This window comes from Gordonia jinhuaensis (genome assembly GCF_014639795.1).
Lineage (GTDB): Bacteria > Actinomycetota > Actinomycetes > Mycobacteriales > Mycobacteriaceae > Gordonia_B > Gordonia_B jinhuaensis.
Map to the genome: position 1 here is coordinate 103,967 of NZ_BMGC01000006.1, position 12,250 is coordinate 116,216.

General features: G+C 67.4%; 11 protein-coding genes. 2 read left to right on the forward strand and 9 right to left on the reverse strand.

Annotated elements, in window-relative coordinates; genetic code table 11:
- Positions 1–199 precede the first annotated feature (199 nt).
- The 3 genes from IEW22_RS20460 to pgsA all read right to left on the reverse strand — a co-directional run bounded on the left by IEW22_RS20460 (position 200) and on the right by pgsA (position 1,918).
- The gene (locus tag IEW22_RS20460) at positions 200–532 is read right to left on the reverse strand and encodes a helix-turn-helix domain-containing protein (protein ID WP_188585760.1); all 333 of its coding nucleotides are present in this window, start codon (positions 530–532) and stop codon (positions 200–202) included.
- 61 nt (positions 533–593) lie between these two features.
- Entirely contained in the window at positions 594–1,106 is a 513-nt protein-coding gene (locus tag IEW22_RS06390; RefSeq protein ID WP_188585855.1) for a CinA family protein, read from the reverse strand.
- A gap of 74 nt (positions 1,107–1,180) precedes the next feature.
- Entirely contained in the window at positions 1,181–1,918 is a 738-nt protein-coding gene (gene pgsA, locus IEW22_RS06395) for a CDP-diacylglycerol--glycerol-3-phosphate 3-phosphatidyltransferase (protein ID WP_188585761.1), read from the reverse strand.
- Between the two features lie 295 nt (positions 1,919–2,213).
- Here pgsA and IEW22_RS06400 point away from each other — a divergent pair, with 295 nt between their 5' ends.
- Both IEW22_RS06400 and IEW22_RS06405 read left to right on the forward strand, forming a co-directional pair.
- Positions 2,214–2,798 carry an amino-acid N-acetyltransferase gene (locus IEW22_RS06400; RefSeq protein WP_188585762.1) on the forward strand — a complete coding sequence of 195 codons (585 nt, stop codon included), beginning with the start codon at positions 2,214–2,216 and terminating at the stop codon, positions 2,796–2,798.
- A gap of 89 nt (positions 2,799–2,887) precedes the next feature.
- Positions 2,888–3,169, forward strand: coding sequence for a YciI family protein (locus IEW22_RS06405; protein WP_188585763.1), 282 nt, complete (start codon positions 2,888–2,890; stop codon positions 3,167–3,169).
- A gap of 31 nt (positions 3,170–3,200) precedes the next feature.
- Here the strand turns inward: IEW22_RS06405 and IEW22_RS06410 are convergent, their stop codons facing one another.
- The 6 genes from IEW22_RS06410 to thyX form a co-directional block, all read right to left on the reverse strand.
- Complete coding sequence (locus tag IEW22_RS06410) at positions 3,201–4,256, reverse strand: TerC family protein (RefSeq protein WP_188585764.1); 1,056 nt, start codon at positions 4,254–4,256, stop codon at positions 3,201–3,203.
- Positions 4,257–4,441: 185 nt separating this feature from the next.
- Positions 4,442–7,411: an FtsK/SpoIIIE family DNA translocase gene (locus tag IEW22_RS06415; protein WP_188585765.1), complete on the reverse strand. Its 2,970-nt coding sequence runs from the start codon at positions 7,409–7,411 to the stop codon at positions 4,442–4,444.
- Between the two features lie 163 nt (positions 7,412–7,574).
- The gene (locus IEW22_RS06420) at positions 7,575–8,192 is read right to left on the reverse strand and encodes a TIGR03085 family metal-binding protein (protein WP_188585766.1); all 618 of its coding nucleotides are present in this window, start codon (positions 8,190–8,192) and stop codon (positions 7,575–7,577) included.
- Positions 8,193–8,344: 152 nt separating this feature from the next.
- Positions 8,345–10,468 (reverse strand): ribonuclease J, encoded by a 2,124-nt coding sequence (locus IEW22_RS06425; protein ID WP_308421366.1) that lies wholly within the window; start codon positions 10,466–10,468, stop codon positions 8,345–8,347.
- A complete protein-coding gene (gene dapA, locus IEW22_RS06430) occupies positions 10,465–11,370 on the reverse strand; it encodes a 4-hydroxy-tetrahydrodipicolinate synthase (protein ID WP_188585767.1) in 906 nt (301 codons plus the stop codon). The genes IEW22_RS06425 and dapA overlap by 4 nt, the downstream gene beginning before the upstream one ends.
- 100 nt (positions 11,371–11,470) lie before the next feature.
- Entirely contained in the window at positions 11,471–12,223 is a 753-nt protein-coding gene (gene thyX / locus IEW22_RS06435) for an FAD-dependent thymidylate synthase (RefSeq protein WP_188585768.1), read from the reverse strand.
- Positions 12,224–12,250 lie beyond the last annotated feature (27 nt).

The following is a 12,250-nucleotide window of genomic DNA, read 5'->3' on the forward strand; positions in this document are numbered from 1 at the left end:
TGTGGACTGTCGGGTGGAAAGGACGGGACCCAGCGGATGTGTCGCCTCCGCTGGGAACCGACGACCACTGAGACCCGACGACCGGCAACGAGAAGGTAAACCGATCACGTCCAATCTAGCGTGTTCAGCCTCACTGGTGGTCGATCGCAGACCCTGAGATCCACCCCGAGGATCCACCCGGAGACAGGGATGGATCGATTCAGGCCGCGCGCAGCGGCGCGGGCACCGGACGAGGGATGACCACTTTGGTGTCGGGATCGAGGGCAACCGCACCCGAGGTCTGCGACCGGCCGGCCGAATCCCCCCGCAACACCGTGCCCGCCTGTTCGAGGACGTCGGCGATCTCCACCTCGAGGGCGTCACAGATCGCCGCCAGCAGCTCGCTGGAGGCCTCCTTCTGCCCACGCTCGACCTCGGACAGGTAGCCCAGGCTCACGCGAGCCGTCGACGACACCTCACGCAGCGTGCGTCCCTGATCTGTCCTGGTCCGGCGCAGGCGGTCACCGAGTGCTTCACGAAGCAGTAATGCCATTCGGTTTCTCCTCACCTCTGCACGTGCAACGCATCGAGGGCCCGATCGGTTCCCTCGGCGATCAACGAGCCTGCGGCGGCACCGGCGCGTCGGCGATCCACGAGAGCAGCAGATCGGTGGCGTGTGCTGCCGACTGTGACCGGACGTCCCATCGGTCGCCCTCGATCGCCAGCCTGCTCACGCGGGTGTCGTCGACCCCTGCGTGACGGTAGGCCAGGCCGCAGTAGACCTCGCCGGGCAGGTGACCGTCCTGGGCGTCGGGACCGGCGACACCGGTCAACGACACGCCCCAGTCGGCGCCGCAGCGCCGCATCGCCCCGCGTGCCAGCGCACGAGCGGTGGCCACCGACACCGGTCCGTGTTCGGCGAGGGTGCGTTCGTCCACGTCGGCCAGCGAGTGTTTGAGATCGGTGGCGTACACGATCAGTCCGCCGCGCAGGACCGCACTCGACCCGGGCACTCCGGCGATCGAGGCCGCCAGCAGTCCCGCGGTCAACGACTCGGCCGTGGCCACCGTCTCCCCGCGTCCGGTCAGGGCTGCGACCAGTTCCCGCGCGCGGATCTGCCCGACCAACGGGTCGCCCGCGGCCGGTGACTGCGATGAAGCTGAAGCAGCCGGTGACTCCGATGATGCCGATGACTGCGACGTCACCGCGCGTCGCGCTCACCGGCCGACGAGCGGCTGCCCGTCGATGAGTGGTCGGCAGTCGATGCCGGATCGCTCACGGCCGCGTCGTGCCGACGTGCCGCGTCGGCGGCTGCGCGTCCGCGGGCCCGCAGCAGCAGCGCATGCCAGAGGTAGTCGACACCGGTCACCACCGTCACCACCAGCGCGGCCATCATGATGACCACCGCGACCACATGCCCCGCAGCCGGTAGCGGCAGGATGTAGAGCCCGATGGCGATCGATTGAAGCAGGGTCTTGAGCTTTCCGCCCCGGCTCGCGGCGATCACCCCGTGGCGCAGCACCCAGAACCGCAGAGCGGTGATACCCAGTTCACGGGCGAGGATCACGATGGTCACCCACCACCACAGATCGCCGAGGATCGACAGACCGATCAGCGCAGAACCCATGAGCGCCTTGTCGGCGATCGGGTCGGCGAGCTTGCCGAAATCGGTGATCAGGCCACGAGAGCGGGCGATCATCCCGTCGTAGCGGTCGGTGATCGCCGCGACCGCGAAGATCGCGAACGCGACGATGCGCCACACCGTGTTGTGACCGCCGTCGGCGAACAGCGCCACGAGGAAGACCGGGACGAGCACGATGCGAAACGAGGTCAGGATGTTGGCGATGTTGACCACCGGCACCGAGTTGACGGGGTCGGTGATCGGGTCAGGTCCGCGCGCCGCCGAACCCGGACGCGACTCGGACGTGCCGGCACTCATGCGATCCCCTGCCGACGCGCCACGGGGTGCACACCACTCGAGGACATCGGCGTCGGACGTCGGGGCGACCACCCGGAGATCGGACGACACGGCCGGGACGCGCTCGGAATTGTCACGTTCGCGCCTGCACTCACGCCGTCAAGCCTAGACGAGGAGCCCGTCCCGGCGACCGGCAACCGTCATCACGGCCGTGACCGACACGATTGATCACACCGGCTGCCTGTCGAGACGGTGGGCGCAGATCACCCCGCGACACTCGTCGACACGCCGCCGCGATGCTCTAACCTCGTCTGTCATGACCTCGGACGAGTCCTCCTGCGAGACACGCGACTCCGCATCCACGGACACGCCGCCGCTGATCCGTCGGGCACGCACGTCCGACGTCGGCCGGATCAAGGAGATCATCGACATCTTCTCCGGCCGGATCCTGCTGGAGAAGAACCTCGTCACGCTCTACGAGTCGGTGCAGGAGTTCTGGGTGGCCGAGGTCGAGGGCACCGTCGTGGGGTGCGGAGCACTGCACGTGCTGTGGGCCGATCTCGGCGAAGTGCGCACGGTCGCCGTCGACCCGGTGTGCAAGGGACGCGGAATCGGCCATCAACTGGTCGCGCGGCTGCTCGACGTCGCCCGCGAACTGCAACTGTCGCGGGTGTTCGTACTCACTTTCGAGACGTCGTTCTTCGGCCGGCACGGTTTCCGGGAAATCGACGGCACCCCCGTAACCGCCGAGGTCTACGAGGAGATGTGCCGCTCCTACGACGCGGGCGTCGCCGAATTCCTCGACTTGAGCTACGTCAAGCCCAACACCCTGGGAAACACCCGCATGCTGGCCGTACTCGACGAGACCGACCACGGGTCGGGCATCGGGCCGACCACCTGATCAGCCTGATCAGCACCGGCCCCGCCCGTCCCGATCACCGAGCTCATGCCGACCATCCCGTTCACCGACCCCGAAAGGCCGTTCTCGCCATGCCGCTGTTCGCCGTGCATCACACCTACTCCCCTGATCACGCCGGGATCCGCGACGAGCACCGCCCGGCCCACCGCGAATGGCTCAAGTCGCTCTACGACACCGGCGTTCTCAAGCTCTCGGGTCCCTACGCCGACGGTCTGGGCGCGCTGTTGATGTTCGAGGCCGACACCGCAGACGAGCTGCGCGCAACCCTCTCCGACGATCCGTTCGCGCGTGCGCAGGCGATCGCCGATGTGCGCGTCGACGAGTGGGTGAACGTCTACAGCCCGTTCTCCTGACGCGCACCGAGCCCACACCCACGGTTCCGCACTAATCTCGCTGTCTCGGCTCGTGCAGGCTCGGTTGCTCCTGCGACGATCGCTGTGATGCCGCCGCATCGACCGCTTCCCGCTGTTCGGCGCGTCGGGAGGCGACCAGACTCAGCACAGTCGTGATGACGAGAGTGCCCACGATGACCCCGAGCGAGACGGCCGTGGAGATCTCCGGGACGGCCACGTGATGACCGCCGTTGATGAACGGCAGCGTGTTCTCGTGCAGCGCATGCAGGATCAGCTTCACACCGATGAAGGCGAGGATCAGCGACAGTCCGTAGGTGAGGTACACCAGGCGATCGAGCAGTCCGCCGAGCAGGAAGTACAGCTGACGAAGGCCCATCAACGCGAAGGCATTGGCCGCGAACACCAGGTACGGCTCCTGGGTGAGCCCGTAGATGGCGGGAATCGAGTCGAGAGCGAACAAGACGTCGGTGAAGCCGATGATCACCAGGACCAGCAGCATCGGGGTGATCATCCGTTTGCCGTTGACGCGGGCGGTCAGCCGGTCGCCCTGGAATTCGTCGGTGGTGCGGAACACCCGCTTGACCACACGTTCGAGCCTGGTCTCCCGCTTCTCCTCGTGTTCGACCGGATCGTCGCCCTCGCGCAGTAGCTTCACCGCGGTGAGCACCAGGAACAGACCGAACAGGTAGAACACCCAGCTGTAGGCGTCGATGGCCGCGGCGCCGACCGCGATGAAGGCGCCGCGCATGACCAGTGCCATCACGATCCCGAGCAGCAGCACCTTCTGCTGGTATTCGCGGGGCACCGCGAATTTGGACATGATGACCACGAAGACGAAGAGGTTGTCGACCGACAGCGCCTTCTCGGTCACGTATCCGGCGAAGTACTCGCCGCCGTACGTGCCGCCCCAGTGCCACCAGACGAACAGTCCGAAGAGGATCGCGATGGTGATGTAGACCGCCGACCAGATGCCGGACTCTTTGAGGGTCGGCGCGTGCGGCGTACGCACGTGGGCGAAGAAATCGAAGACGAAGAGTCCGAGTATCACCACGCAGGTGACGATCCAGACGGTCAGAGAAACGTGCACATGAACCTCCAGCTCACAACTTACGTTTGTGTGCCAGAGGTCTCTCCCGCGTGGACGAACCACGCCGACGGGTCCGGGCTGCACCGGGTGCGGCCGTATTGACGAGCCCGTCGCGACAGGGATACTCCCCTCAGTGACCCCGTGAAGGTTACCGGCTCTTTACGAGCGCGGCAACCGTCGGTCGATCACTGCTCCGTGGGCTCGTCCGCCTCGCCCCCGCCGGTGATCGAGGCGATCACACCGGCGAGATCCTCCGGCTTGACGAGTACCTCACGCGCCTTGGACCCTTCGCTGGGGCCCACCACCCCGCGCGTCTCCATCAGGTCCATCAGACGCCCGGCCTTGGCGAACCCGACGCGCAGCTTGCGTTGCAGCATCGAGGTCGAGCCGAACTGGCTGGAGACCACGAGTTCGATGGCCTGCAGCAGGTCGTCGAGGTCGTTGCCGATGTCGGCGTCGATCTCCTTCTTGTCGCCGGCCTTGGCCGTCGTCACGCCTTCGGTGTACTCGGGATCGGCCTGTTCCTTGGCGAAGTCGACGACCGCGGCGATCTCCTCGTCGGTGATGAACGCACCCTGCATGCGCACCGGCCGACTCGCCCCCATCGGCAGGAACAGCCCGTCACCCATACCGATGAGCTTCTCGGCTCCCGGCTGGTCGAGGATCACGCGTGAGTCGGTCAGCGACGAGGTCGCGAAGGCCAACCGGGACGGCACGTTGGTCTTGATCAGACCGGTCACCACGTCGACCGACGGTCGCTGGGTCGCGAGCACCAGGTGGATGCCGGCCGCACGCGCCTTCTGGGTGATCCGCACGATGGCGTCCTCGACGTCGCGGGGGGCGGTCATCATCAGGTCGGCGAGCTCGTCGACGATCGCGAGGATGTAGGGATAGGGCTTGTAGACCCGCTCGGATCCCAGCGGGGTGGTGATCTCCCCGGATCGGACCTTGGCGTTGAAGTCGTCGATGTGACGCACCTTCGAGGCCTTCATGTCCTGATAGCGCTGTTCCATCTCCTCCACCAGCCAGGCCAGCGCCGCTGCCGCCTTCTTGGGCTGGGTGATGATGGGCGTGATCAGGTGCGGGATGCCCTCATAGGGTGTGAGCTCGACCATCTTCGGGTCGATGAGGATCATCCGCACATCCTCGGGTGTCGCACGTGTCAGCAGCGACACGAGCATCGAGTTCACGAAGCTCGACTTACCCGAGCCGGTGGAACCGGCCACCAGCAGATGCGGCATCTTCGCCAGGTTGGCGCTGACGTAGTCGCCCTCGATGTCCTTGCCCAGCCCGATGATCAGCGGATGGCCGTCTTTGCGGGTCGACGGCGATTTGAGCACGTCGGCCAGACGCACCATCTCGCGGTCGGCGTTGGGGACCTCGATGCCGACCGCGGACTTGCCCGGGATGGGCGCGAGCAGTCGCACGTTGTCGGTCGCCGCGGCGTAGGCGATGTTGCGGTGCAGTGCGGTGATCTTCTCGACCTTCACACCCGGACCCAGTTCCACCTCATAGCGGGTGACGGTGGGTCCGCGGGTGAAGCCGGTGACCGCCGCGTCGATCTTGAACTGCTCGAGCACCGCCGAGATGCGTTCGATCATCTCGTCGTTGGCCGCGCTGCGCGCCTTGGGTGGATCGCCGTCGACGAGCAGTGACGCCGGCGGCAGCCGGTAATCGCTGTCGTCGTCACGCTCGACGAGACTGCCGGCGAACTCCTCGGCGGGCGTCTTGGCGGGCTCGGGCTCCCGTGCCGACTGTCGTGCGGCCGTCCGGTCGATGACGCGGGTGCGTGCCGAGTGCGCCGGCGCCGCGGGCTGAGCCTCGGCGTCGTCGGCCGGTGCGTAGCCGGCACTGCCGTCGTCGGCCACACCGGCCGCCGGCGCGTCCGGTTGGGCGCTTGCGGTGCGCGTGCGCGACCTGCGCGGCGCCGGGGCCGACGCGGCAGGATCGATACGCGTGGTCGGTTCGTCGGGCGGGTAGTTGAGGTAGGGATCGGCGGCCCCAGGATCCCCGTAGAGATCGGCATCCGAGGGGACGTCGCCGACAGTCGCCGACCAGGCGGCGCGAGGGGACCCCCGAGACAGCCTGCGCGTGAGATCAGGGTCGTCGTCGAACCGTTCCGGGCCGAGGTCTTCCTCGAGCGCATCGTCATCGTCGAGGTCGTCCTCACCATGACCCCTGTCACCGAGCCCCAGGTAGAGCGCTGCCCGGTCGATCACCTCACGCACGGTGAGACCGAATCCCAGCAGCACACCGAATGCCATGCACAGCACCAGGATCGGGACCGAGATCCATGCGGTGACACCCGTGGTCAGGGGGCCGGCGACAGCAAAGCCGAGAAACCCACCCGCGTGTGCACGCGCATCGAATCCGCTCGGCGATCCCGACACCAGGTGCCACAGACCCACCAGGGGTAGCCCGATGAGCAGCCCCGCACCGATGTAGGCACCGCGGCGGTTCGGGTTCGGCGCACGTCGCATGAGGATCAATGCGATCACCAGAAGCAGCGGCGGAACCAGGACCGCCGCCGAGCCCACCAGCGATCTGATGGCGGCATCGAAGAAGCTCCCGATCGGTCCACCGGCGGAGAACCAGACGGCGGCGAAGAGCACCAGTGCGATGACGATGATGACCAGGGCAAGGGCGTCGCGACCGTGGGTGTGGCCAGGACGGGTGTCCGCCGGGTCTGTCGGCTCTGTCGAACCACGCCGAGACTCTGTCGAACCGCGCCGGGGCGGTGACGCCTCGGCGCCACCGAACTCGTCCTCGTGCCCGGTCCTCTCTCGCGTCGCCCTGTCGTTCTTGGAACCCGCTTGCTTGGATCCCGCTTGCTTGGACCCCGATTCCTTGGAACCCGATTCCTTGGATCCGCTGCGCACCACGTTGCCCACCCCGCGGGCGAGCAGCCCGAATCCGGCCCCGACGCCGCGTCCGACACCGCCGAGAACCGAGGTACGCGGCGCCGACTGGGGCGTGGCCCGGGCGCTGCGACCGCCGGACGCCGACCGTGAGGATCGACCCCCGGACGTCGACCGTCCCGCCGACGTCCCGCGACCGCCCGAGGTGGCCGACGTCGCGCGCGAACCAGCTGCGCGGCTGGCCGGTGCGCCTCGGGACGAGCTGGCACGCGTGCGTGTCGTGGGCTTCGCAGACATGGGTCTCACCATAGTCGCCAGTGGCCCCACAAACCTCACCGGTCACACCTGCCCCAGGAGATCGTGTCCTTTTCGTGCCGGAGCACCGGCACGGCCGCTGTCAGACGCGGCGCGAGGTCGTGCCTCGGTCGTGCCCGACCCGGCCGTTCACATACCGAGCTGCTCACATACCGCGCTGGCAGGCCGTCACCGCGGCGACGGCCTTCTCGTCGCCGTCGAAGGCCACCAGAACCTCGTCGCGACCGCTGACGAACAGCAACAGTTCACCGACGTCCCCGGTCACCGTCACCGCGGGCCCCTCCCCCACCGTCACCAGCGCCGATCCGTCGGGTTCGGCGAGCGTGACGCGTGCACCGGACTTCTTGAGCGAGCGGCACATGGGTTTGACCGCTGTGCGCAGCGACTCAGCGTCCTCGTCGTCGAGGATGCGCGGCTGCCAGCCCGGTTGTGCGCGTCGGATGTCCTCGTGGTGGATGAACATCTCCGCGGAGTTGACCAGTGAATCCAGCGGCTTCATCGGCGACCACCACGGCGGACCCGACGCGACATCGTCCAGCAGCTCCTGCCAGGGCTGTTGCGCGGTCGCGGACTGGACACGTTCGGTGTGCTCAGCCAGGCGCGGCACCATGATCCCGACCGCTGCGTCGGGGCGTCGTTCGCGGATCACCAGATGCGCGAGCAGCGCACGGACATCCCACCCCTCACACAGTGTCGGGGCCTGAGGTCCGGCCGCAGAGGCCGTGCCGACCAGCGCGAGACGTTCCCGATGGGCGAAGCTCATGCCCCATGCTTACCAGCAAACCCCTCAGGCGCCACCGATTCGGGCCGACGCCTCGGGCGTGGGGTCCATCTCCAGGCCCAGATATCACTCAGTGGAACAGCCGCCTCAGATTTCGAGACCCGTGGCGTGCCGAAGCACCGGTCGATGCGGTGTCACTCGCCGACGGCGAGGACCGTCGGCACGATCATCGGGCGGCGGCGATAGGTGTCGGACACCCAGCGTCCGACCACCCGGCGGATGGCCTGAGCGATCTGATGGGTGTCGGTCACGCCCTCGGCGGCCAGCTCCCCGAGCGCCTTGTCGACCAGTTCGGCCGCATCGGTCAGCGCACCCGGGTCGTCGGAGAATCCGCGACCGGAGATCTCCGGCGTACTCGCAAGCTCGCCGGTCGAGGCGTCGATCGCGACGGTGATGGCGATGAATCCGCCCTCGCCCAGAACCAGACGTTCGGACAGCGTCGACTCGCCGACGTCGCCCACCGACAGTCCGTCGACGTAGACGTAACCGACCGGCACTCGTCCGACGATCCCGGCGAGGCCGTCGACCAGGTCGACCACCACACCGTCCTCGGCGAGCACGACCCGCTCCTCCTGCACGCCGGTGGCGACCGCGAGCGCGCCGTTGGCACGCAGGTGCCGCCATTCGCCGTGGACGGGCATGGCGTTGGTCGGCCGCACGGCGTTGTAGAGGTAGAGCAGTTCGCCGGCCGACGCGTGGCCGGACACATGCACCTTGGCGCTGGCCTGGGTGACCACGGTCGCACCGAGCTTGGCTAGCCCGTTGACCACGGCGAAGACGGAATTCTCGTTGCCGGGGATCAGCGAGGACGCCAAGACCACCAGGTCGTCGGAACGGATGTTGATCTGGTGGTGTTCGCCACGCGCCATCCGCGACAGCGCCGAGAGCGGTTCACCCTGCGAGCCGGTGGAGATCAGCACCAGCCGGTGATACGGGAGCGTCGCGGCGGTGTCCATGTCGACGACGATGCCCTCGGGCACGTGCAGATATCCCAGGTCCTGGGCGATCTGCATGTTGCGGACCATCGAGCGTCCCACGAAACACACGCGCCGGTTGTGCGCGGCGGCCACGTCAACGACCTGCTGGATGCGGTGCACGTGGCTGGCGAAGGAGGCCACGATCACGCGGCTCTTGGCCTTGCCGATCACCGTGTCGAGAACACCGCCGATGTTGCGCTCGGGTGTCACGAAGCCCGGGACCTCGGCGTTGGTCGAGTCGACCAGGAACAGGTCCACACCCTCGTCGCCGAGCCGGCTGAACCCGGCGAGATCGGTCAGTCGCCCGTCGAGCGGCAACTGGTCGAGCTTGATGTCACCGGTGTGCAGCACGACACCTGCCGGGGTGCGGATCGCCACAGCGATGGCATCGGGGATGGAGTGGTTGACCGCGAAGTATTCGCAGCTGAACGGTCCGTGCTCGGTCTTCTGCCCCTCGGTGACCTCGACGAGCTTCGGACGCAGTCGGTGTTCACGACATTTCGCGTCGACGAGTGCGAGGGTGAATTTCGAGCCGATGACCGGGATGTCGGTGCGCAACCGGAGCAGGAACGGCACGGCACCGATGTGGTCCTCGTGTCCATGCGTCAAGACGATGGCCTCGACGTCGTCCATCCGGTCTTCGATGTAGGTGAAGTCGGGCAGGATCAGATCGACACCGGGTTGGGCGTCCTCGGGGAACAGCACGCCACAGTCGACGATCAGCAGCCGGCCGTTGTACTCGAAGACGGTCATGTTGCGACCGATCTCGCCGATGCCGCCGAGTGCCACCACACGCAGACCACCGCGCGGCAGCTTCGGCGGGGGGCCGAGCCGATCGATCGCCGCGGCCGGCTTCTCGGGCTTGGCGGTACGGCGTCCGCCGCCGCCCCGCCGGTTGCGCTGTTGGCTGGAGCCCTTCGAGGATCCTTGCTCGGTCGAACCACCGTGCGACGAACCGCCCTGGGACGAACCGCCCTGGGACGAACCGCCTTGCGACGAACCGCGGGAGGCGCCGCGAGACGAACCGCCACGCGACGACTTCGACCTGGGTGAACGCGCGGAGGACGAGGACGCCGAATCCGCCTGGGCCGCAGCGGCCTTGTCTGCCGAGTCCGCGGCCGCCGGGGGGTCCACTACTGGCGGATTCACTACCGTCGCCTCGGTCGCCGGATCCGGAACCTCGACCACTGCGGGGGCCGGTTGCGGCGGTCCGGCCTTGCGTACGGCGCGACCGCGGCGTGCCGCCGTGGACCGCTTCTTCTCACCTGACTGATCGGTCACGAGATCACCTGCGCTGCACGGAGATCGGCCTCGAGGGCATCGATCTGGGCTTGTTCGGGAGCGACTTGGGGCAGTCGGGGATCACCCACATCCAGTCCTGTCGACCGCAGTGCTGCCTTGACCATGCTGACTCCACCCAGACGACCCATCGCTCGAACCAACGGCAGCATCGACACGTTGATCTCGCGTGCGCGTGCCAGATCGCCTTTGTCGACCGCTTCGAGCATGTCGCGCAAACGATCCGGGACGAGATGGCCGATGACGCTGACGAATCCGGATGCGCCCATCGACAACCACGGCAGGTTGAGTGCATCCTCGCCCGACAGGTATTCGATGCCGGTGCGCGCTATGACATCGGCGGCCTGCGCGAGATCGCCCTTGGCGTCCTTGACCGCAACGATCCGGGGATGCTCGGCGAGTGCGATCAGCGTGTCTCGTTCAATCGGCACCACCGACCGAGGCGGGATGTCGTAGAGCATCACGGGCAGGTCGGTGGCGTCGGCGACGGCACGGAAATGACCGAGGAGTCCACGCTGCGGGGGCCGCGAATAGTACGGAGTCACCACGAGTAGTCCGTGCGCTCCGGCCTCGGCGGCGCGGATGGAGAACCGCACGCTCTCGGCAGTGTCGTAGCTACCGGCACCCTGGGTGATGCGGGCACGGTCGCCGGCCGCGTCGAGGACCACGCGCAGCAGCTCGATCTTCTCCTCGACGGTGGTCGTCGGGGATTCGCCGGTGGTACCCGAGACGACGAGACCGTCACATCCGCCGCGCACGAGACGGTCGGCCAACTCGGCCGACTTGTCCAGATCGAGCTTTCCGTCCGATGTGAACGGGGTGACCATCGCAACCGCGACGGTCCCGAACGGGTGCGTGCGCTGCTCTGCCTGACCTGGCTCCATGGTGGTCAAGGCTACCGTGCCCCGATCTGCTTCCCGGGAAGACCCACGCGATACGTGTGACGGGTGGGACCTCCACCGGCGGTGGTGGTCCCGGTGTCGTTCAGCCCTCGAACACGTACGGCGAGGTCGCGACCTCGGTGCCGTCGGCCAGTGTGCCGATCTCGAAGTCACCGAACACCGTGGGAGCGACCTCTTTGAGCTGGCGCAGGCATTCCACCGCTAGCTGCCTGATCTCGACATCGGCGTGTTCGGTCGCGCGCATCCCGACGAAATGCCGCCACGCGCGGTAGTTCCCGGTGACCACGATCTTGGTCTCGGTGGCATTCGGGAGCACCGACCGCGCAGCCTGCCGCGCCTGTTTGCGTCGCAGGATCGCATTCGGCACGTCGGCGAACTTCGCCTCGAGAGCCGCCAGCAGTTCCCCGTAGGCCTTACGGGAGGCGTCGGTCGCCTCGGCGAACAGCGCTTCGAGTTCGGCGTCGCCGGCGATCGCGGGCGGCGGCACCACATTCGAATCATGTTCGGGCACAAAGCGTTGCGAGAGCTGGGAATAGGAGAAGTGGCGGTGGCGGATCAGCTCGTGAGTGCATGATCGAGAGATACCGGTGATGTAGAAGGTGACGTTGGCGTGTTCGAGCAGCGACAGATGTCCGACCTCGAGGATGTGGCGCAGATACCCGGCGTTGGTCGCGGTGCGGGGATTGGGCTTGTCCCAGCTCTGATAGCAGGCGCGGCCGGCGAATTCGACGAGCGCCTCGCCGCCGTCGGCGTCGGTCTCCCACGGCACGTCGCCGGGCGCGCCGAAGTCGGTCTTGGCGACCATCTGGACCTTCAGTGACACCATTTCCGGCAACGCAGCTCTCCCTCGCGATCGTGCATC